The 20,845-nt window shown below is 53.7% G+C and carries 21 protein-coding genes and 1 tRNA gene; all 22 read left to right on the top strand.

Annotation, left to right across the window (positions count from 1 at the left end):
- Nucleotides 1-811 (top strand): class I SAM-dependent methyltransferase (locus tag AC6CDK_RS10985; RefSeq protein ID WP_496639829.1); only part of this gene is annotated, 811 nt, incomplete at its 5' end.
- A gap of 88 nt (nucleotides 812-899) precedes the next feature.
- Nucleotides 900-1,949 (top strand): glycosyltransferase family 4 protein, encoded by a 1,050-nt coding sequence (locus tag AC6CDK_RS10990; RefSeq protein ID WP_161792679.1) that lies wholly within the window; start codon nucleotides 900-902, stop codon nucleotides 1,947-1,949.
- Nucleotides 1,946-2,869, top strand: coding sequence for an NAD-dependent epimerase/dehydratase family protein (locus AC6CDK_RS10995; RefSeq protein ID WP_039648264.1), 924 nt, complete (start codon nucleotides 1,946-1,948; stop codon nucleotides 2,867-2,869). Before AC6CDK_RS10990 ends, AC6CDK_RS10995 begins: the two co-directional genes overlap by 4 nt.
- 56 nt (nucleotides 2,870-2,925) lie before the next feature.
- Entirely contained in the window at nucleotides 2,926-4,116 is a 1,191-nt protein-coding gene (locus tag AC6CDK_RS11000; protein ID WP_082021136.1) for a glycosyltransferase family 4 protein, read from the top strand.
- 86 nt (nucleotides 4,117-4,202) lie between these two features.
- Nucleotides 4,203-4,985, top strand: coding sequence for a glycosyltransferase family 2 protein (locus AC6CDK_RS11005; RefSeq protein ID WP_192905148.1), 783 nt, complete (start codon nucleotides 4,203-4,205; stop codon nucleotides 4,983-4,985).
- On the top strand, nucleotides 4,982-5,959 hold the full coding sequence (locus AC6CDK_RS11010; protein WP_039645134.1) for a glycosyltransferase family 2 protein: 978 nt from the start codon (nucleotides 4,982-4,984) through the stop codon (nucleotides 5,957-5,959). The genes AC6CDK_RS11005 and AC6CDK_RS11010 overlap by 4 nt, the downstream gene beginning before the upstream one ends.
- Before the next feature lie 56 nt (nucleotides 5,960-6,015).
- The gene (locus tag AC6CDK_RS11015) at nucleotides 6,016-6,426 is read left to right on the top strand and encodes a cupin domain-containing protein (protein WP_039645133.1); all 411 of its coding nucleotides are present in this window, start codon (nucleotides 6,016-6,018) and stop codon (nucleotides 6,424-6,426) included.
- Nucleotides 6,423-7,532, top strand: coding sequence for a DegT/DnrJ/EryC1/StrS family aminotransferase (locus tag AC6CDK_RS11020; RefSeq protein ID WP_192905147.1), 1,110 nt, complete (start codon nucleotides 6,423-6,425; stop codon nucleotides 7,530-7,532). Before AC6CDK_RS11015 ends, AC6CDK_RS11020 begins: the two co-directional genes overlap by 4 nt.
- Entirely contained in the window at nucleotides 7,529-8,305 is a 777-nt protein-coding gene (locus AC6CDK_RS11025) for a class I SAM-dependent DNA methyltransferase (RefSeq protein WP_039645128.1), read from the top strand. Before AC6CDK_RS11020 ends, AC6CDK_RS11025 begins: the two co-directional genes overlap by 4 nt.
- Nucleotides 8,302-9,333: a glycosyltransferase gene (locus tag AC6CDK_RS11030; protein WP_192905146.1), complete on the top strand. Its 1,032-nt coding sequence runs from the start codon at nucleotides 8,302-8,304 to the stop codon at nucleotides 9,331-9,333. Before AC6CDK_RS11025 ends, AC6CDK_RS11030 begins: the two co-directional genes overlap by 4 nt.
- Before the next feature lie 18 nt (nucleotides 9,334-9,351).
- The gene (locus AC6CDK_RS11035) at nucleotides 9,352-10,626 is read left to right on the top strand and encodes a glycosyltransferase (protein ID WP_052269420.1); all 1,275 of its coding nucleotides are present in this window, start codon (nucleotides 9,352-9,354) and stop codon (nucleotides 10,624-10,626) included.
- Nucleotides 10,623-12,647 (top strand): hypothetical protein, encoded by a 2,025-nt coding sequence (locus tag AC6CDK_RS11040; RefSeq protein ID WP_192905145.1) that lies wholly within the window; start codon nucleotides 10,623-10,625, stop codon nucleotides 12,645-12,647. The genes AC6CDK_RS11035 and AC6CDK_RS11040 overlap by 4 nt, the downstream gene beginning before the upstream one ends.
- Nucleotides 12,617-12,937, top strand: coding sequence for a hypothetical protein (locus AC6CDK_RS11045; protein ID WP_152609744.1), 321 nt, complete (start codon nucleotides 12,617-12,619; stop codon nucleotides 12,935-12,937). Before AC6CDK_RS11040 ends, AC6CDK_RS11045 begins: the two co-directional genes overlap by 31 nt.
- A 33-nt stretch (nucleotides 12,938-12,970) precedes the next feature.
- The gene (locus AC6CDK_RS11050) at nucleotides 12,971-14,350 is read left to right on the top strand and encodes a protoporphyrinogen/coproporphyrinogen oxidase (RefSeq protein ID WP_226048237.1); all 1,380 of its coding nucleotides are present in this window, start codon (nucleotides 12,971-12,973) and stop codon (nucleotides 14,348-14,350) included.
- Entirely contained in the window at nucleotides 14,347-15,273 is a 927-nt protein-coding gene (locus AC6CDK_RS11055; RefSeq protein WP_010942160.1) for a class I SAM-dependent methyltransferase, read from the top strand. Before AC6CDK_RS11050 ends, AC6CDK_RS11055 begins: the two co-directional genes overlap by 4 nt.
- Before the next feature lie 8 nt (nucleotides 15,274-15,281).
- Nucleotides 15,282-16,361, top strand: coding sequence for a glycosyltransferase family 9 protein (locus AC6CDK_RS11060; RefSeq protein WP_226048236.1), 1,080 nt, complete (start codon nucleotides 15,282-15,284; stop codon nucleotides 16,359-16,361).
- Between the two features lie 53 nt (nucleotides 16,362-16,414).
- Nucleotides 16,415-16,489, top strand: a tRNA-Val gene (locus tag AC6CDK_RS11065).
- 76 nt (nucleotides 16,490-16,565) lie between these two features.
- Nucleotides 16,566-18,476, top strand: coding sequence for a threonine--tRNA ligase (thrS, locus tag AC6CDK_RS11070; protein WP_192905143.1), 1,911 nt, complete (start codon nucleotides 16,566-16,568; stop codon nucleotides 18,474-18,476).
- Nucleotides 18,477-18,487: 11 nt separating this feature from the next.
- The gene (infC, locus tag AC6CDK_RS11075; RefSeq protein ID WP_039645119.1) at nucleotides 18,488-19,006 is read left to right on the top strand and encodes a translation initiation factor IF-3; all 519 of its coding nucleotides are present in this window, start codon (nucleotides 18,488-18,490) and stop codon (nucleotides 19,004-19,006) included.
- 37 nt (nucleotides 19,007-19,043) lie between these two features.
- Nucleotides 19,044-19,241: a 50S ribosomal protein L35 gene (gene rpmI, locus AC6CDK_RS11080; protein WP_010942164.1), complete on the top strand. Its 198-nt coding sequence runs from the start codon at nucleotides 19,044-19,046 to the stop codon at nucleotides 19,239-19,241.
- Between the two features lie 92 nt (nucleotides 19,242-19,333).
- Complete coding sequence (gene rplT, locus AC6CDK_RS11085) at nucleotides 19,334-19,687, top strand: 50S ribosomal protein L20 (protein ID WP_066357503.1); 354 nt, start codon at nucleotides 19,334-19,336, stop codon at nucleotides 19,685-19,687.
- Between the two features lie 74 nt (nucleotides 19,688-19,761).
- Nucleotides 19,762-20,781, top strand: coding sequence for a phenylalanine--tRNA ligase subunit alpha (gene pheS, locus AC6CDK_RS11090; RefSeq protein WP_192905142.1), 1,020 nt, complete (start codon nucleotides 19,762-19,764; stop codon nucleotides 20,779-20,781).
- Nucleotides 20,782-20,845: the final 64 nt, after the last annotated feature.

Below are 20,845 nucleotides of genomic sequence, written 5' to 3' on the forward strand. Positions count from 1 at the left end.
CCGGCGAGATGTAGACGAACAGAGCATCAGATTGCTGCTCAAAACCGCGCATACTGTTTCTCCTGTAATATCAGTGAGATATGCGCGGCATCATAACACAAAACCGAATCAAATTGTACGTAAATACAGTGAGTTTTTCAAAGACCTGCTAGATGTTTATATTGTAAAAAGGGCAATATTGGGGGCTATTACAGACAATATTGATTTGTTCAGGGGCATTGTTCTAGATGTTGGGTGTGGCGAAATGCCGTATAAAGAACTTTTGACCTCATCACCCAGCAAGGTAAATCGGTATATTGGCCTGGATCTGGAAAATAATCCTGTTTATACAAAGAGTGAACCGGACATGAGATGGGACGGTAAAACGATTCCTTTGGCCGATAATTCGGTGGATTGTGCCATCGCAACCGAAGTGCTTGAGCATTGTCCGGAACCAGAACATATGTTGAAAGAAATTTACCGTGTCATAAAACCCGATGGGATATTGTTTTTCACGGTACCTTTCTTATGGCCGCTGCATGATGTGCCTTATGATCAGTATCGCTATACTCCCTTTTCTCTAGAACGACATTTGTCAAATTGTGGTTTTGAACAGATAGACATTAAAGCCTTGGGCGGTTGGGACGCAAGTCTAGCTCAAATGATCGGATTGTGGGTTAACCGAAGGCCATTATCATTTCTGAAAAGGAAAATATTCCAGACAATATCATTGCCAATAATGAGAGTTCTCATAAAGAGAGACACGATCCCTGTGGATTATGCTGGGGCAATGTTCATAGGTTTTTCAGGCTCCGCGAAAAAGCCTATCTAAAATGATTGTTATGCGAAATAAAGTTACCATATTTCACCATAAGTATCTTCCTATTTCTGAAACTTTTATCTATAGACAGATTCAAGGGTTGTCTAGTTACTATGATGTAAGAGTTATTACAAGAGAGGTAGAAAATATACGTGAATACCCAGACATAGTGCCATTAGTCGTTCCTACTCAAAACTGCTGGCGGAAATTAATAAAGAGCGAAGAAAGATTTTTGCGTAATCAATTAAAAGAAACTGAGCTATTACATGTTAATTTCGGGAGTATCGCAATAGATCTAGAAGACATCGTTTCAAGATGTGCCATTCCAATGACTACTTATTTCCTAGGTGTAGATGCATCTGCTGCCTTGACAGATGTTGAGTATCGCACGAGGCTGAAGAATTCCAAGTTTGCTGCGGTGTTTGTTAATTCCGAAGACATGAAGAAGAGGCTGACCCCACATTTGCCACCAGATATGCCCTGTTTCGTAGCTTATTGTGGAATTCCGTTGGAAAGATTTCCTTTCAAAAAACGCTTTTCGATATCAGATGGGGTTGTTTTTCTGCAAATTAGCAGATTAACTCCAAAGAAAGGCATTGAATATACTTTGAAAGCTTTTAAACGATATGTTGGTGAGGTAGATTCTAGGGCGAGATTAATAATTGCAGGAGACGGACCGTTAAGAGAAAATTTAATTAAATTAGTTAGTTCACTTGAGTTAAGTGAAAAGATTAATTTTATAGGATCCGTAGGGTATCAACAATACATCGAGTTGCTAAAAAATGCGGATGTGTTCATACATCCCAGTGTCACTGCAGATGATGGCGATATGGAAGGTCTTCCGACGATAATCTGTGAGGCGATGGCTTGCGGAATGCCCGTAATATCGACTAGACACAGTGGCATTCCTGAATTGATCGATGACAGAGAAAATGGTTTCTTGGCGGACGAGAAGGATGTCGATGGTCTTTTTGATTGCATGATTTCGCTCTATGAAGCTGATGTCGGCTCGATATCGCAAAATGCAAGAAAGAAAGTCGAAGAAAGATTTGATCATGAGAAGACCATCCAGATTTTGGCTGGCTACATGAAGGATGTCATTGATAACTGGGATTGTGCATCATCGACAAAAAAGGCACGACTATTATGAACGTGTTGCTGATCGGTGGGAATGGTTTCATCGGCTCACACCTTGTTGACAAACTTCTCGAGGCAGGTCACAAGGTGCGGGTGTTCGATAAGTACGAGGAGAGCTATCGGAAGCCCCTGCCCGAAGTTGACTATAGGTTCGGCGATTTCAGTAATCGCGGTTTATTGGCCGATGCGCTCGCAGGCATTGATAATGTCGTTCATCTCATCAGCACGACGCTCCCCAAAACTTCGAACGACGATCCGGTTTTCGACGTGCAGTCGAACGTGGTGGAAAGCATCTTTCTCTTGGAGCAGTGTGTCGCCCGTAAAATCAAAAGGGTGATCTTCATCTCTTCAGGCGGTACCGTTTATGGCAAACCCGAGACTCTGCCGATTGGTGAAAACAGCCCCACTGATCCTAAATGTTCCTACGGCATTACCAAGCTTACCATTGAGAAATACTTGGCGCTCTTCAACCTCCTTTATGGCCTTGACTATGTAGTATTGCGTCCTTCGAACGCATATGGCGAGCGCCAGAATCCGAATAATATCCAGGGTGCGGTGACAGTTTTTCTCAGCAAAGTTGCCAGAGGGGAACCGATCGAGATCTGGGGGGATGGAGATGTGGTGCGCGACTACATCTACATAGACGACTTAGTCGAGGGTATTTACCGTGCCGTTATCGTTAACTCACCATCACGCATTTTTAACTTAGGAAGCGGCACCGGCTATTCACTCAATGAGATTGTCGCGGCAATCAGCCGATTGACTGGACGGGACGTGAAAGCCGAATACAAACCAAAGCGCTCATTCGATGTGTCGAGGATTATTCTTGATATATCCCGAGCAAGGCAGGAGTTGCGCTGGAAGCCGTCTACATCATTAGATAGTGGCATAATGAAGACGTGGGCATTTATTAAGGAACTGAATCAGATTTAGGGGTGGTAGTACCCTGTAGCTGTCTGAAGCACTAAGGGGATCCTTCACTCACTGGTATGAGAATCGCATTTATCACCCACTATGCTGCTTTGTATGGCGCAAACCGCTCCCTGCTGAATCTCGTCGACGGACTCATGCAACTTGGGGTGCAGCCTTTCGTCGTTCTTCCGTATGAAGGCGATATCATGTTGGCTTTGCATGATCGACGAATTCCGTCACTGGTGGTTCCGCATCAATGGTGGTCGAGTACCTTCCCCCCGGCCGAAGGTGTTTGCGGAAGAGCTATGCGATATTTCCAGTGGAAAAGAGCCGTCTTCCAGCGGTTGAGAGGGAATCTTCTCGCTCTACCACGGATCATTAAACAGTTGAAGGACTGGAACATTGACGTGATCTATACGAACTCCTCAGTGATTCCGGTCGGAGCGCTCGCGGCGTGGTGGATGGGAAAACCGCACGTCTGGCATTTGAGGGAGTTCGGAGACCTTGATTACCATCTCACCCCTGACTGGAGCAAAGCTTCGACCAACTTTTTCTTACGTAAAGCAGCCGCCCAGATTTGCATTTCCAAGGCGATCCGCTCACATTTTGCTGAGGGGATTGTTGAGAGAACGTGTCACGTGGTGTACAACGGTGTGGCGACCGAGGCGGAAATGGACAAGCTTCATCAGGTGGCTGCCACCCGGACCGATGACAATACTTCTTTCGTCTTCGCACTGGTCGGTCTTATCCATCCCAGCAAGGGGCAGGAAACCGCGATCAGGGCCTTGGGTCTTCTCAAGGAATCGTTTCCTGGAGCGCGTCTCATCATTGCCGGCGGGGGAGAAGATATTAAACCGCTCAAGAAAATTGCTGCTGACTGCGGGGTGCTGGAGCGGGTGACATTCTGGGGATATGCTGAAAATCCCTACGAGGTTTACGTGCAGTCCGATGCAGTGCTGATGTGCTCTAAGAATGAAGCACTGGGCCGGGTCACCATCGAAGCAATGTCTGCAGCTAAGCCCGTCATTGGCTATAACTCAGGAGGTACAGCCGAATTAGTTGTTGATGGGGTCAACGGTCTTTTATACAAAGGAGGAGAAAGAGATCTTTCTTCTTGCATGCGAAGTTTAATTGAAAGACCGGCATGGGCAAGGGATATGGGTGAATCTGGTTGGAAGATAGCGAAGGCTAATTACACTATCGAAAATTATGCTGGGGAGATTAATTCAATTCTATCTGATTTGATTATGCATAAAAATTATGATTGATAATGCAAAGTAATATTAACTTGTGAAGCTAACATAATCTACAGGCTATATTTTATATAAACCATTATTAACTCATTATTAAATATATGCACAAACTGTCTATAATAACTCCAGTTTATAACGGTAAACGCTTTATAGAATTCTGTATCAGAAGTGTGATTGAGCAGAATTGCCCTGAAGTCGAGCATGTCATCGTAGACGGAGGGTCAACGGATGGCACTGTGGAAATCATCAGGAATTATGCCAACAACTATTCGCACATCCGTTGGTTTTCTGAAAAGGATCGTGGTCAGTCGGACGCCATGAACAAGGGGATAGCGATTGCTCAGGGAGCTGTACTCGGTTTTTTGAACGTTGACGATTACTATGAGGCAGGCACACTTAATCGCATTGTCACACTGTTCAGGACGCTGGATGAGCCAACCCTTGCGGTGGGGAACTGTCATGTGTGGCGGGAAGACGGTTCGCTCTGGTTTGTCAGCGCACCCCGCAAACTGTGCTGGAAAAAAATCCTTGCTGGTCGTTATCGGGAAGCTTTCCCCATGAATTCATCAGGGTATTTTTATCATAGATCGCTCCATAACTTGATCGGCCCTTACGATCCCGACGATCACTATTCACTGGATGTCGACTTCATCCTGCGGGCTCTGATGCATGTCAGATTTGTGTACCTTGATGAGCACTGGGGCAATTATCGGTACCTGCCGGGAACAAAAACCTTCGAGGATGACATGAGTGGCGGTAACGCCGTGCGACTTGCGGCACTTAGGGCGCGATATCTGAGGAATCTGCCGCCATTTGATCGCCTAGTCATCGTGGCGGACAATCTGTGTATGAGGGTCATATCCCGGTTACGGGGGTATTTATGACTCTTCCGTTTGTCTCCGTCATCATACCGACGTTTAACAGGGGGGCGCTCCTTGAAGGCACGATCAGGAGTTTTCTCACCCAGAAGTACCCACATGATCGGTTTGAGATACTCGTTGCTGACAACAACTCTACAGACAATACAAAAAGGGTGGTTGAGCGGTTCCAGGGAGGGGCGGTGTCGGTCCGCTATCACTTCGAGCCGAGGCAGGGGGTCCACTACGCGCGAAACGGCGCGGCATCCATCGCGGTCGGCGACATCCTTTATTTCACCGACGATGATATGATCGCTGACTCGTTGCTTCTTGCGGAGATTACAGCAGTCTTCAGGCTCGACGACAGGATCGGTTGCGCCACGGGGAAGGTCATGCCGAAGTTTGCGGTTGAACCACCCGCATGGGTAGGGCGCTGTCTCGTGAATTCACTGTTGAGTCTCACAGCGTACGACAGAGAGGAAGAACTAGAGGTCACACGTGCATGTATCGCCTACAGCTGTCACCAGGCAATACTGCGCGAGGCATTCTTTACTTCAGGCGGTTTCAACCCGGAAAACACCGCCGGCGTATGGATAGGCGATGGGGAGACCGGGCTGAATCTCAAGCTGAGGGCGCAGGGGTGGCTTTTTGCCTATACTTCACGGTCGTTGATTTATCATGTCATTCCTCCTGAGCGTATGACCCTCGGCTATTTGATGAAAAGGATGTCCAACCAAGCCAATTGCGACTCTTGCACCGACTATCGGTTTCACCGGCAACGCTGGGGGATTCTCCCTCGGATGCTCCGAAGGAATACGCTCGGCATAGCCCGTGTTGCGTTGGAAACTATCCTGAAGATTGCTGCAAAAAAGGAATCATGGCATTTTATCCCCGCACGCTGTCTTTATTTCGCACGCAGAAATAGCTACGACATAAAATTGCTCTTGGACGGAGATTTCAAAGCGCTGGTCGAACGGGATGACTGGATCGAGAAGTCTTGACTCTTTGTCAGGTGGAGGTTCGTCTGTGCCGTAGCAGTGAAAGAGAGGGTACTGACATGGTCGAGTCTGTCGTATACGGAGACCAGCTTATAGCCATCATTATCCGCCATGATTTCCAGGCGCCGGGGATACAGTTTTTTACACCAGGGGAGTTTTCTCAACAACTTGCCTATATGTGTCATCCGGCCGGCAAGGTCATCGAACCACACGTGCACAACCCAGTGCCGCGCGAGGTTTCGTTTACTCAAGAGGTGCTTATTCTTCGACGTGGCAGGCTTCTCGTTGATTTCTACGATGACGACCGTAACTTCCTAGAAAGCAGGGTGCTTGAAGGGGGCGACGTTATCCTGCTGGCATCCGGCGGCCATGGTTTTGAGGTTCTCGAGGAGATCGAGATGATCGAAGTCAAGCAGGGGCCCTATGCCGGTGATCAGGACAAAACCCGCTTTAAAGGCAGGACTCCATGATCCCCGTCAATGAACCTCTGCTGGATGGCAACGAAAAGAAGTACCTGGACGAGTGCATCGATACAGGTTGGATTTCCTCCGAAGGCCCATTTGTCAGGGAGTTCGAGGCGCGGTTCGCCGCCCGGGTTGGGCGCAGGCATGGCATTGCCGTCTGTAACGGCACGGCTGCGCTTGAGGCTGCGGTGGCAGCCCTGAGGATCGGACCTGGCGACGAAGTGATCATGCCTGCGTTCACCATTATCTCCTGTGCCGGAGCGGTTGTGCGTGCCGGGGCGGTGCCGGTGCTTGTGGACAGTGATCCAGCAACGTGGAACATGGACGTGTGCAGGATCGAGGAGCGAATCACTCCACGCACAAGGGCGATCATGGTGGTTCATATCTACGGGTTGCCCGTTGACATGGACCCTGTTCTAAAACTGGCGGAAAAGCACGGTCTCAAGGTGATTGAGGATGCGGCAGAGGCCCACGGCCTAACGTACCACGATCGACCTTGCGGCTCTTTCGGCGATCTCTCAACATTCAGTTTCTATCCCAACAAGCATGTGACGACCGGCGAGGGGGGGATGATCGTTACTGATGATGATATGCTGGCCGAACGGTGCCGCTCCCTGAGAAATCTCTGTTTCCAGAACAAGAAGCGTTTCGTCCATGAGGAACTGGGATTCAATTTCCGAATGACTAACCTCCAGGCTGCACTCGGCCTTGCCCAGTTGGAGCGTCTTGATCAATTTGTCGAGGTAAAGCGTCGGATGGGGCAGCGGTACACCGAACTGTTCGCAGGGACCAAGGGGGTGCAGCTCCCGATGCAGTCGACCGAATATGCTGACAATATCTACTGGGTATATGGTCTCGTCCTTGGTGATGATGTTGCTTTCGATGCCGATGAGGCCATGCAGCGACTTGGAGAGCGAAAAATAGGCACCCGTCCCTTTTTCTGGCCCATGCACGAGCAGCCGGTTTTTCGGCGAATGGGGCTTTTTGCCGGAGAATCCTATCCGGTTGCCGAACGTCTGGCCCGGCGCGGCTTTTACGTGCCGAGTGGGCTCGCCCTGACCGACGCCCAGATGGACGAGGTTGCGGCTGCGCTTGTGGAAATTCTCCCATGACGGTATTCAATGATTATTCCAGGTATTATGATCTCCTCTACCGGGACAAGGACTACACCGGTGAGGCAGACTTTGTTGCCCGAATGATCCGGGCCCACCATCCCTCCGCCGCCAGGGTGCTCGAGCTTGGCTGCGGCACCGGTCGTCATGCGGAGTTGCTGGTTCAGCGAGGGTTCGCGCTCCACGGCGTCGACCGCAGCGAGGGGATGCTCAAGGAGGCCCATGGCCGCAAATCTTTCCTGTCGGCCGAGTTGGCAGGCGCACTTGAGTTCTCTTCCGGAGACGTGCGCGACGTACGTCTTGGTGTGAGTTTTGACGTGGTAATCTCACTCTTTCACGTTATGAGCTACCAGACCAGCAATGCTGATCTTGACGCCGCTTTTGCCACTGCTGCCGCTCACCTGGAGCCGGGTGGTCTCTTCCTGTTCGATTTCTGGTACGGTCCGGCCGTACTTGCCGAGATGCCCGAAGTGCGCGTCAAGCGCTTGGCCGACACGGAAATCGAAGTGACACGCATTGCCGAACCACTGATCCACCCGGAAGAAAACTGCGTGACCGTCAATTATGAGATTGGCATTCTGAACAAGAGTGATGGTACCTACAGCCGCTTCAACGAGAGTCATCGGATGCGGTATCTGTTCCTCCCCGAAATCAACGCGCTGTGCGAACGCCACGGGATGGTCCCCGTCTTTTCCTGCGAATGGATGTCAGGTAAGGTCCCTGGACTGGGCACCTGGAGTGTCTGTACTGGTGCCCGGGTGATGGAACAATGAAAGTTCGCATTGTCTGTTATGAGGATGTGAATGGGTGGATTCTCGGCAAGTTCGCCCTGAAACTGCGGGAGGAGCTTCTGCTCCTCTCGTTTGATGCAGAAATAGTCTGCACACCCGATCCTGCTGCCGACATCAACCACCATATCATTTATATCGACTTCGACGGGAAGCGTACCACTCGGGATACCGTCATGGTCACCCATATCGATGCCGACTGGAAATTCAGAAAGCTGAAACAGCAAACGGAGCAGGGTGCCGTGGGTATCTGCATGTCGTCGGATACCATGAGGAAACTCGTTTCCGCCGGCATATCGAAAGAGCGACTCTGTTACGTCAACCCGGCCCATGACGGTATTATCGCGCCGCGGCCTTTTACAATCGGTATCACAACTCGCATTTATCCGGATGGCAGAAAGCGCGAGTTTCTGTTGACACACCTTGCCGGAAGGCTCGATCCCGGCGATTTTGCCTTCCGGATCATGGGAGAAGGATGGGAGGACGTAGTCGAAGAGTTAACCCGCCGCGGCTTTTCGGTTCAGTACTCCGCGCTCTTTGACCGTGATGCCTACCAACGGATGATTCCGGCGCTTGATTACTATCTCTACCTCGGCTGCGACGAGGGGTCCATGGGATTTGTCGATGCACTTGCCGCAGGAGTGCCGACAATCGCTACACCACAAGGGTTTCATGTGGATGCCGCGGGAGGCTTGGTACACCCCTTTGAAACCGAAGATGACCTGTACTCGGTTTTTACCCGGATTGCCGCCCAGCGACACCTGTTGACCGACTCGGTCGCCCGGTGGACATGGCAGGATTATGCCAGAAAGCACGCGGAAATCTGGCACTACCTCCTGACCGGTGAACTGCCTCAAGAATTTTTGTACACGGATGGGGTCGCCTCACTTGTCGACGGCCGCAATCCCGCCTGCAGCGTGACGGAACGGCTGAGTTCACGCCTTGGGTTCGTGGCTGGAAGCATACGGGCCCTCAAGGCATCCCTGCGTACCAGACCGCCCGGGACCCGCTGAATCATCATGGGAGCAGGGATGTCCAAGAAGATCGGGTTTGTCGTCAACTCCTTTGCTGGGGGCGGAGCGGAGAGGATTCTCGGGTATGTGGTCAACAGTATTGACCGCAGCCGTTTTTCTCCGTTTCTCTGCCTGCTCCTTTCGCCTGAACAAAGTTATGAGCTTTCCGGTGATGTTCCTGTCCATGTGTTGGAGGATTCCCCGCTTCCTTTCTATCTCAAGGCAGCGGCAGTCGGGTTTTCGGCTCTGGCCGCCCTCCCGTTTTTGCATTCCCCGTCCCGTTGCTCAGAGGCATTTAGACACTCCCGACAGGTTATTGAGCAACTGATCAGCGCCTCCCTCGGCCTTAAGGCCATTATTGATCGTGAACGGCCGGCCGCTCTGGTCGTCTTCCTGCAGACATCAATCGTCATCACGCTTCTGACACTGATCTTTTTTCGGCAGCGGTTGCCTGTGGTCTGTTCAGACCGGATTCTGCTCAGTCATGAATTGGAGGGGTACCGGTTTCCTCGCCTTAACCGAATGCTGATGAGACTGTTGTATCGGCGCATTGACGTCTATCTTGCCGTATCCGAGGGCGTCAAGCAGGATATGGCGTCACAGTTTGGTATTCCGGACACCAGAATGGTGACAGTGTACAACGGATTCGACCGGCGGATGGTGCTGGAACGAGCTGGTGAACCTCTCTCCGCGGGTGAGCAGGAGTTGTTTCGTCGTGATGGCCTGGTCCTCATTACAGTAGGGAGGCTCATGGAGCAAAAGGGGCATGATGATCTTATCAAGGCCTTTGCGTTGCTTCGCCAATCGGTTTCCTGCCGGCTGATTCTCGTGGGAGAAGGAGACAGGCTGGACGAGTTGCGACGGTTGGCAGCGGAACTGGGGATTGCTGACCATGTGGAGTTTCCCGGTTGGACATCGAATCCCTTCAAGCTGATGGCGGCTGCGGACGTTTTTGTGCTCAGTTCACGCTACGAAGGGTTCCCTAACGTTCTTCTGGAGGCAATGGCACTTGGAAAGGCGGTTGTCTCAACGGATTGTCCGTCTGGTCCATTCGAAATCCTTGGCGGCGGTCGCTATGGGATGCTTGTCCCGCCCGGCGATCACCGTGCCCTGGCGGAAGCCTTGCACACCATCTGCACCGACGAAGCTGTCAGGAACGACCTCCAGCAGCGCAGCAGGGAACGGGCAGAGGACTTCTCTCTTGAACGGATGGTTGCTGCCTACGAGGCGCTCCTCGATTCACTTTCTGCCGGCTCAGCTGTCCTCAGATCTGGACGAAAGGATGCAGCGTGAAAGGAGGGCTGACAGAGCTTTTACGTCTTGAGCCTCCTGAAGGGACCGTTGTTGTTTCGTTCGACGTTTTCGATACCTTGGTCCAGCGTCGTATCGACCCGCCTGAAAAGGTCAAGGAGTGGGTCTGTCGCACGTTTCTTCGCCGCTACCCGTTGCAAGAGTCCGTCGACGGTTTTGTTGCCAGGCGTATGCAGATTGAACGCACCATAGAGGCTGAACGGAGGCGAAGGGGCCTTGATCCGGAGGTTTCTCTCCCCGATGTGATTGACCGTCTGGCGGCTCACTACGCAAAAGGAGCCGATTTCCGTAAGCAGTTTCTGCAGGTGGAGCTGGAGGTGGAAAAATGTTTGCTGGTCCCCGTCCGGGAGCTGATCCCTCTTCTGGAACGGTTATCCCTTCGCTTTCGTCTTGTTGCGGTGTCGGACACCTATCTTCCTGAGTCGATTCTCCGGGAGTTGTTGGATGCCGTTGGTATTTCCCGCTATTTCACATCGGTGTACTGTTCATGTGATCATGGCGTAAGTAAGGGAAGTGGCAGGCTTTTTCCCGTTGTTGCCGGTAAAGAGCAGATAGGTCTTAGCCAGCTGTTTCATGTGGGAGACAATTTCCTGAGTGACTACTTCCGCCCCAGAAGTGGTGGGGTTAGAGCGTTTCTTTACCTTGATGCAGAGAACCAGCGAAGACGGAAGCTATTGACCTCGGTTGGCCGGAGAGAAGGGGACGATTTCTGGCGTGGCTACTCCTTCCTGCTTCGCCTTGAGGAGGGAGCCAGACCTCCGGATCCCGCTCAATCGCTTCTCTATTTCTGGGGTCGCAGGGTAGTCGGACCACTGTTGGCCTGCTTTACCCATCAATTGGTGGTTGAGTTGTCCAACTCTCGGCACGATGCGCTCTTTTTCATTGCGCGGGAGGGGTTTTTACTCAAAAAGCTTTATGAACTGTTCGTTCCCCGTTTATCATCCAACGGAGGGGGGACAGCGACAGCCAGCTACTTGTGTGTCAGTCGCTACACGGCGTTTCGCGCGGCACTGTCACAGCCCGGTGACTGGTCTGCTGACGTTGCCACCGTTGACTTCATGCCCCAACTGAACGAGGTTCTTAACCGTTTTGGATTCCCTGACGACGAAATTCCCGAGATACTCAGCAGATTCGGACTGATCGCACCACTTCAACCGGGGGAGGGAGTGCGGGAGACGATCCGTCATCTACTTGAAATACCGGAGTTTATTGATCTTGTTCGTGGTCGAGCCAGTGAGCCCCGTGAAGAACTGGAACACTATCTGGCGGAGCACGGCTTTTTCTCGGCAAAAAGAGTTGCGCTCGTAGACGTCGGCTGGTATGGAACCATTCAGGACCTGCTGGAAAGGTGCTTTGCGGACAGAAGGGATATGCCGGAAGTTGAAGGGGTATATCTTGCGTTGAAGCGATCACATACCGGCGTATCCCCTGAGCGGAAGAGGGGGTTGGTCCATGATTTCCGCCGGCCGGTGCCGGAACTGGAAACACTGACCTTTTTCAGGGAGTCCTTTGAGTTTTCCAGTCGAGCACTTCATGGGACAACGACCGGCTATCGCCGTGAAAATGGACGGTCGGTCCCTCAATTCAGGGTAGATGCAAGAGAAAGGAAAATGCATGCGGGAATCAGGGAAATCCAGCGTGGTGTTCTTGATTGTGCCCGTGATTACCTTGCTCTCCAGGAGGTTGACCCTGTTGAACCACATCTGCTCATGCCAGTGGCGGCGTTGGTTTATGATCGGCGGATCGGCTTTCCTACGACGGAATTGGCCAAGGCGTTTGACGGGCTCATCAACACAGATGATTTCGGTACTGACAGGCTGAAACCACTTGTCACGTCCATGGCGGCAAGCGATATTGTTAATCCGCGAGCTGTTCGGCGCATTCTTATCGAAACCCCGTGGCGCGAGGCCGCTCTGTGTAAATCGCGGCTCCCCGTCGTCTGGCTCTTCAATGGTGTGAGAAGGATCCTGGCGTGGAAGAGGATGAAGGAGAATCTGGCGTGAGGCGGGTCCCTGATATTACAGTGCGACGAGAGCTCATTGCCCGGTTGATAGATCGGGTTTGCAGCGTCGTGGTATTTCGCGTCCCTTCAGTTCCTATCCCACGTCCTCGTCTCACCGACATTATGCTGGTCACCGTTGATCAGATGCTCGGCCGTGCAAATATTATGGTTACTCGCAGCGCCCTGGCTCTGCTGGATTTTCTCCCAGTGAAGGTTTCCGCCAGAATTCTCGACGGTCTGATTGCCTTTAAAAGGCTGATTCTGAAATGGGGACATGCGAGCAAAGGGTAGCAGAATGAACGTTATGAAAAATGTAAATCTAGCATGAGGAAGTGTGCCATTTCAGGTTTCGTTATCATAGGTGCCGGTCCCACCGGCCTTGGTGCGGCCCATCGTCTCCGTGGACTCGGGTTGGAGAATTGGCATCTCTTCGAGTCCACCGAGCAGACCGGCGGCCTCTCCGCCTCCTTCGTCGACGACCATGGCTTCACCTGGGACGTCGGCGGTCACGTCCTCTTTTCTCACTACGATTATTTTGACCGTGTGGTAGAGGAGGCCCTTGACGGCGCCTGGTATGAGCACCAGCGGGAGTGCTGGGTCCGCATCCGCGAAGCATGGGTTCCGTACCCGTTCCAGAACAATATCCGTCACCTCCCGCCGGATGCCCTTGAAGAGTGTCTGGCTGGCCTTAAGGGGCTGGCCGGATCTCCAAGCCTTGCAGCCAACTTCCGTGAATGGATGGACCGTGTCTTCGGGGCCGGCATCGTCAAGCATTTCATGGAGCCCTACAACAAAAAGGTATGGGGCGTCCCCCTCCACGAAATGTCTCGCGAGTGGATCGGCGAACGGGTAAGCGTCATCGATCTGGCCCGCATTGAGAAGAACATAGCTGAGAAGACTGATGACGTGAACTGGGGGCCGAACACTACTTTCAAATTCCCTCACAAGGGTGGTACAGGGGCGATTTTCAGCAGCATCGCCACTCGTTTCCAGGATCGCATCTCGTTCTCCCATGAATTGACGGAGGTTAACCTTGCTGCCCGTGAACTCGCCTTTTCCAACGGTCGGCGCGAACGCTACGACTCCCTCATTACCACCATCCCTCTCGACATTTTCATCGGCCTCTGCAGGGACGTGCCGGACCATGTGCGCGAGGCCGCCAGTCGCCTGGTCCACAACAGCGGTCTCATCGTCGGCATCGGTGTTGAGGGGGAACGGCGGGACAGCAAGTGCTGGATGTACTTTCCCGAGGACAATTGCCCCTTCTACCGGGTAACCAACTTTCACAACTATTCGCCATGGAACGTCCCGAATGGCGATACCAGCCGCTTTTTCTCGCTCATGTGCGAGACTACGTACTCTCCGCACAAACCGGTCAACCACACGGAGATCGTTGAAACAACCATCCAGGGACTGATAAACGCCGGCATGCTCACCGAAAGCGAACGGGAACGGATCATCAGCCGATACGTGATAGACATTCCGTATTCCTATCCCGTGCCTACCGTGGGCAGGGATGAAGCGCTTGCCGTGATCAATCCGTTCCTCGAATCGCAGGGCGTGTATTCGCGAGGACGCTTCGGAGCATGGAAGTACGAGGTGGGCAATATGGACCATTCATTCATGCAGGGTGTAGAGGTGGCGGACCGCATCCTGAACGGTGCGGACGAGCCGACCGTGACCGGTAAGGGAGGGGATAGATGAGTATCGAGATGAGACGGGTGCGTGGAGGGATAGGGGATATCGCCACCTGCCCGTCCTGTCACAATGAGGTAAATAGCTTCAACTACCGTGTCGACTACGAAAGCGGTGAAAGCTTCATCTATAAGTGCCCATTTTGTGATCTGATGTTTATGTATCCGCTTATGCTTTCGGAGCTCACTAAACGGCCGATGGAGTCGGTGGATGATGCCGACATGTTCAACAGTTCGGTATTGAAGAGGCTTCACGAGCAGCTCATAGTCAAGAAGGAGATTGCCGTAGCGCGTGCTTTACTTGGCCGCCATAATTTTTCTCTCCTTGACGTGGGGTGTGGCACGGGCTGGATCTCTGCGATATGGCGTGACCTGGGTGCCGACGTGACGGGGTTGGAGCCTTCCGCAAGCCGGCGCAGGATTGCCCGGGAACGACATGGGATCAGGGTGCTCGATAGTTTTGTTGAGGAACTAGGCAGCGAAGAGAGCTTTGATGTCGTTACCATTAGACACGTATTGGAGCATCTGGAGAATCCGCTTGAGGCGCTCAGACATATTCATTCCCACACCAGGCATGACGGGCTGTTAGTAGTTGTTGTACCTAATATCGACTGCCTGGGAAGATTTCTTTTCGATACGCGCTGGTCGTGGATTTTGCCGTGGCATTGCTTGTTTTTCAATCCACGCTCTTTGCAAGGGCTTGTCGAAAGGGCAGGCTTCAAGGTTGAGAATGTGTATCAGACCCCTTCGCCGCTTTGGTATCCAGAAAGTTTCTTCAGGGTTCTTCCCGGTTCATCAGAATTGAGAGAGAGATTTTATGCTCGACTTAACATTTGGGCACTTTTGCCGTTTGCTCCTCTCGTCGCTGCAGGTTATCTTAGCGGGTTCAGCGATAATATAACCCTCATAGCGCGGGCTTGCCGTCATAAATGAATCCCCGGTTGCTCAAACTGATAGATAGTGTGGTGGGACGCACTGCAGCAGCCATCATTCCCCCGCCATCGTTTGCTCTGCAGCCACACCTCCCCAAATCCATCCTCGTCATCCGCCCCGGTGGCATCGGCGACGCTGCCCTCCTTGCTCCCGCGCTGCACGCACTGCAAAGGAGCTACCCCGGTGTCTCCATTGATATCCTGGCCGAACGGCGTAATGCCGGCGCTTTTGCTCTCTGCCCCGGCCTCCGTTCGGTTAGCCGCTACGATGTTCCCGCTGAGTTTTTTTCCGTGCTGCGTTCACGCTACGATGTTGTCATCGATACGGAGCAGTGGCACCGGCTTTCGGCGGTAGTGGCCCGAATTGTTCGCGCGGGGATCAAAATCGGCTTTGCGACCAATGAGCGCCGTCGTCTCTTCACCCATCCCATACCCTACGAGCAGGATGACTACGAGGCCGACAGCTTCATGTGTCTGTTAACACCGCTCGGCATCAGCGGGGCAGGGGAGGGTGGGGGGCCGTTTCTGGCTGTCCCGGCGCGGGATACCGAATCAGTCGAACAACTGCTCGGGGGACTGAAAGGGCGGCGATTCGTCGCACTGTTTCCCGGGGCAAGTATTGCGGAGCGGCGTTGGGGGGCGGAACGCTTCGCGAGTCTTGCTGCGCTGCTGGTGCAGCGAGGCATCGATGTCGTTGTGGTTGGAGGTGAGTCGGAGCGTGCCGACGGCCGTGCTGTTGAGGCGGCCGGCGGTCTTTCTCTGTGCGGAAGGACGGGGCTCGCCGCTACCGCAGCGGTGATCGGTCGGTCGGCACTTCTCGTCAGCGGCGATTCGGGCATCCTTCACATTGCCGTCGGTCTCGGCATACCCACAGTCTCCCTCTTCGGTCCCGGCCGGGCGAAGAAGTGGGCACCTCGCAACGGTTACCATTCGGTGATCAACAAGGGGTTGCCCTGCTCCCCCTGTACCACCTTCGGATACACGCCGAAATGTCCTGAAAATGCGCGCTGCATGGCGGATATCACTGTGGATGAGGTTAAAGGTGCTGTTCTTGCTGTGCTTGAAAAAATAATATCTCATCCTAAATAAAGCCTTGACACCGTTTGAGCTGAGTGGTAAATGATGAAGCTCGTTTTGGTTGGAGGCGCGTAGCTCAGGGGGAGAGCGCTACCTTGACACGGTAGAGGTCGGCGGTTCGAGACCGCCCGCGCCTACCATTCAAAAAATGCTCGCGGCGAACGCTGTGGAAGGGGCATCGAAGGTTCGATGCCTCTTTCTGTTAAGGGGCCAGTGATGGGAGACATCAGGGTAACGCTGCCGGATGGTTCGGAAAGAATTCTTGCCGAGGGCGCGACGGTGCGCGATCTTGCCGCCTCCATCGGAGCCGGGCTTGCCAAGTCTGCCATAGCCGGAAAGATCGACGGAGTTCAGGTCGATGTTACCGCTCCCCTGACTGATGGCGCCAGGGTCGAGATCATTACCGATAAGTCGGCGGATGGCCTGGACATCATCAGGCACTCCACCTCCCACCTCATGGCTCAGGCCGTCAAACAGCTTTTCCCGACCGCCAAGGTTACCATCGGCCCATCCGTTGAAACGGGCTTCTACTACGATTTCGACGTTGAACCCCCATTCAGTCCCGAGGATCTTGCCCGTATCGAGGAGCGGATGCGAGAGCTTGCCAAGGCCGACATTTCCGTCGAGCGCCAGGTGCTTTCCCGTGACGAGGCGGTGAAGCTTTTCCGTGACATGGGTGAAGAATACAAGGTCGAGATCATTGAGGCGCTCCCCGAGGAGAACGTTTCGCTCTATCGTCAGGGCGATTTCGTTGATCTGTGCCGTGGACCCCATCTGCCTTCGACATCCTTTTGCCGCGCCTTCAAGCTGACGTCGCTGGCCGGCGCTTACTGGCGCGGGGATGAGAAGAACAAGATGCTTCAGCGGGTCTACGGGACCGCCTTTGCCGACAAGAAGGAACTCGACGCCTATCTTGAGAAGATCGAGGAGGCCAAGCGCCGCGACCATCGCAAGCTGGGCCGGGAACTCGATCTCTTTTCCTTCTCCGACGAGGTGGGGGCCGGTTTCGTCATCTGGCATCCGAAGGGCGCCATGCTCCGTACCCTGCTGGAAGACTTCGAGCGCAGGGAGCACTTCAAGCGCGGCTATGACATCGTGGTCGGCCCACAGATCCTGAAGACCGAACTCTGGCAGCGTTCCGGCCACTACGACAATTACCGCGAGAACATGTATTTCACCGAGGTGGAAGGGCAGGGGTTCGGCATCAAGCCCATGAACTGTCTTTCCCATATGATGATTTACAAGTCCCAGCTGCGCAGCTACCGGGATCTGCCGCTCCGTTTCTTCGAGCTCGGCACGGTGCATCGCCACGAGCGCGCCGGCGTGCTGCACGGCCTTTTGCGGGTACGCTGCTTCACCCAGGACGATGCCCATATCCTCTGTACTCCCGAACAACTGGATGCCGAGATCAAGGGGGTCATCTCCTTTGTGAACGACGTCATGGGCATATTCGGGTTCGACTACGAGATGGAGCTCTCCACCAGGCCCGAGAAGTCCATCGGCTCGGACGAGGACTGGGAGCGCGCCACCGGGGCCTTGCTGGGTGCCCTCAAGGACTCGGGCCGGCCCTATGAGATCAACGAGGGGGACGGCGCGTTCTACGGGCCCAAGATCGATATCAAGCTGCGCGATTCCCTTGACAGGAAGTGGCAGTGTGCTACAATCCAGTGCGATTTTACGCTCCCCGAACGGTTTGATCTGACCTATGTGGATGCGGATGGCGAGCGCAAGCGCCCCGTCATGGTCCATCGGGTCATTCTCGGGTCCATCGAGCGGTTTATCGGTGTCCTCATTGAGCACTTCGCCGGCAATTTCCCCGTGTGGCTCTCGCCGGTTCAGGCCATTGTGCTTACCGTTACCGACAACCAGCAGCCCTATGCGGCGCAGGTGTTCGAGTCGCTTCGGACGAACGGGGTGAGGGTTCAGAAGGATTTTCGCAACGAAAAGCTGGGGTTCAAGATCCGCGAAGCCCAGTTACAGAAAATTCCCTATATGCTCGTCATCGGTGACAAGGAAGTCGAATCAGGTACGGTAACTCCCCGGTTCCGCGACGGGTCAAACCTCGCGGCCATGAAGCCGGAGGAGTTTGTTGCGTTTGTCAATGACGAAGTGAAACGCTTTAATTAGGAGGTGGCGCCATAGCGAAGCCTACGGTAAATATCAATCAGGCCATACGGGCGCGCGAGGTGCGCGTTGTCGGCGCAGAGAGCGAACAGTTGGGGATCATGTCTCTTCAGGAGGCCCTTGCGCTGGCCGAAGCGCGGCAACTCGACCTGGTGGAGGTTTCACCCACTGCGGTGCCGCCGGTTTGCCGGATCATGGATTACGGCAAGTTCAAGTACCAGCAGAGCAAAAAGCTTCAGGAAGCACGGAAAAAACAGTCCCACGTGCAGGTCAAGGAAGTAAAGCTCCGGCCCAAGACCGATGAGCATGACCTGATGACCAAGATCAAGCATGTGCGGCGCTTTATCGAGGAAGGAAACAAGGCGAAGGTAACCCTTGTGTTCCGCGGGCGCGAAATAACCCACCTGGAATTCGGTTCCCGGGCCCTCGACCGTGTTGCCGCCGAATTGGAAGATATCGCAGTTGTCGAATTCAAGCCGAAGATGGAAGGGCGCAGCATGTTCATGATCGTTGCGCCCAAAGTCAAAAAATAGAGATTCTACCGAGAACGCAGCAAAGGAGAATAGAGCAATGCCCAAGATCAAGACCAATCGCGGCGCAGCCAAGCGCTTCAAGAAGACTGGCACCGGCAAGATCAAGCGGAGCCACGCCTTTACGAGCCACATCCTCACCTCCAAGACCAGGAAGCGCAAGCGCCAGCTTCGTTCCAGCGCCGTTGTGGCGGCAGTGGACCACAAGAACATCGCCAAGCTCATCCCTTACATGTAGCGGAGCCTGCTCCGTCATGACGCCGTGAACCGTGAGGAACTGTCTCCCCTTGCGGATCCGGAAAAATATCACAGAAAAAGAAGGAGTAGTAGATGGCACGGGTAAAAAGAGGTTTCAAAGCGAGACGCAGAAGAAACAAAGTACTTAAGCTTGCCAAGGGGTTCAGGGGCGCACGGAGCAAATTGTTCAGGAGCGCAACGGAGGCCGTCGACCGGGCGCTCAATTACGCGTTCCGGGACCGCAAGGTCAAAAAGCGCGACTTCCGGGCCCTCTGGATCACGCGGATCAATGCAGCTTCCCGGCTCAACGGACTTTCGTACAGCAAGCTCATCCATGGCCTCAGACAGGCCCGGGTCGAGATTGACCGCAAGGTCTTGGCTGATCTGGCCGTGTCGGACCCCAAGGGGTTCTCGGAAATCGCGACCCTCGCCAAAGCCCAGTTTTAGTGAAATCCTGAGGAATACAAAAAGAAATGGGATGCTCTGCGTTCCATTTCTTTTTTTGTAAAGGGATACCGGACATGAAAGAAACGCTTGATCAACTGATGCAATCGGCCCTTGCAGAGATTGCCGGTGCAACTTCCGAGGACGCCCTGCAGGAGTTGCGCGTCAGGTACCTGGGGAAAAAGGGGGAACTGACGGCTGCCATGAAGGGGCTCGGTTCGCTCTCTCCCGAGGAGCGTCCCCACATGGGCCAAATGGTCAACACGGTCAAGGACCGGCTCGAGACCACGCTGGATGAAACCCTGCAACGGGTCAGGGCCGTGGCCAAAAAGGAGCGCCTGGAGCGGGAACGCCTTGATGTGACGCTCCCCGGCCGCACGCCGTTGCTGGGAACCAGACATCCCATCTCGCTCGTCATCGAGGAGATTTCGGATATATTTGCCGGACTCGGCTTTCAGGTGGCCGAAGGCCCCGAGGTGGAACTGGACTTCTACAACTTCGAGGCACTCAACTTTCCCAAGGACCACCCGGCCCGGGACATGCAGGATACCTTTTTCGTGGACGAGGACATCCTGTTGCGCACCCACACCTCTCCGGTTCAGGTCCGGACCATGCTCAAGCACGCACCCCCGGTCAGGATCATCTCGCCGGGCACGGTCTACCGGTGCGACTCCGACGCTACCCACTCACCCATGTTCCATCAGATCGAAGGGTTCATGGTTGACAAGGGGGTTACCTTCGGCGACCTGAAAGGGATACTGACCATCTTCGTGAACCAGTTCTTCGGCGCCGGGACAGGAGTCCGGCTCCGCCCCTCGTTCTTCCCCTTCACCGAGCCGAGTGCCGAAGTGGACATCGCCTGCGTCATGTGCAAAGGGCAGGGGTGCCGGGTCTGCAAGCAGAGCGGCTGGCTCGAAATACTGGGGGCCGGCATGATCGATCCAGAGGTCTACCGCCATGTGGGCTATGACCCCGAGTCGATCTCCGGGTTTGCGTTCGGCATGGGGATCGAGCGGGTCGCCATGCTCAAGTATGGCATCGGAGACCTGCGCCTGTTCTTTGATAATGATGTGCGGTTCCTGCAACAATTTAGATGATTCAGGTGTTTTTGTTTGTATTTCTCTGGTGAAACTTTAACTACTGCGTCTCGGACAGAGTGAG

The organism is Geobacter sp. PheSNFMC (assembly GCF_059620965.1).

Coding starts and splice junctions, on each gene's coding strand:
- AC6CDK_RS10995 (WP_039648264.1), top strand. CDS start 1,946: ATGAACGTGTTGCTGATCGGTGGGAATGGTTTCATCGGCTCACACCTT.
- AC6CDK_RS11000 (WP_082021136.1), top strand. CDS start 2,926: ATGAGAATCGCATTTATCACCCACTATGCTGCTTTGTATGGCGCAAAC.
- AC6CDK_RS11005 (WP_192905148.1), top strand. CDS start 4,203: ATGCACAAACTGTCTATAATAACTCCAGTTTATAACGGTAAACGCTTT.
- AC6CDK_RS11010 (WP_039645134.1), top strand. CDS start 4,982: ATGACTCTTCCGTTTGTCTCCGTCATCATACCGACGTTTAACAGGGGG.
- AC6CDK_RS11015 (WP_039645133.1), top strand. CDS start 6,016: ATGGTCGAGTCTGTCGTATACGGAGACCAGCTTATAGCCATCATTATC.
- AC6CDK_RS11020 (WP_192905147.1), top strand. CDS start 6,423: ATGATCCCCGTCAATGAACCTCTGCTGGATGGCAACGAAAAGAAGTAC.
- AC6CDK_RS11025 (WP_039645128.1), top strand. CDS start 7,529: ATGACGGTATTCAATGATTATTCCAGGTATTATGATCTCCTCTACCGG.
- AC6CDK_RS11030 (WP_192905146.1), top strand. CDS start 8,302: ATGAAAGTTCGCATTGTCTGTTATGAGGATGTGAATGGGTGGATTCTC.
- AC6CDK_RS11035 (WP_052269420.1), top strand. CDS start 9,352: ATGTCCAAGAAGATCGGGTTTGTCGTCAACTCCTTTGCTGGGGGCGGA.
- AC6CDK_RS11050 (WP_226048237.1), top strand. CDS start 12,971: ATGAGGAAGTGTGCCATTTCAGGTTTCGTTATCATAGGTGCCGGTCCC.
- AC6CDK_RS11055 (WP_010942160.1), top strand. CDS start 14,347: ATGAGTATCGAGATGAGACGGGTGCGTGGAGGGATAGGGGATATCGCC.
- thrS (WP_192905143.1), top strand. CDS start 16,566: ATGGGAGACATCAGGGTAACGCTGCCGGATGGTTCGGAAAGAATTCTT.
- rpmI (WP_010942164.1), top strand. CDS start 19,044: ATGCCCAAGATCAAGACCAATCGCGGCGCAGCCAAGCGCTTCAAGAAG.
- rplT (WP_066357503.1), top strand. CDS start 19,334: ATGGCACGGGTAAAAAGAGGTTTCAAAGCGAGACGCAGAAGAAACAAA.
- pheS (WP_192905142.1), top strand. CDS start 19,762: ATGAAAGAAACGCTTGATCAACTGATGCAATCGGCCCTTGCAGAGATT.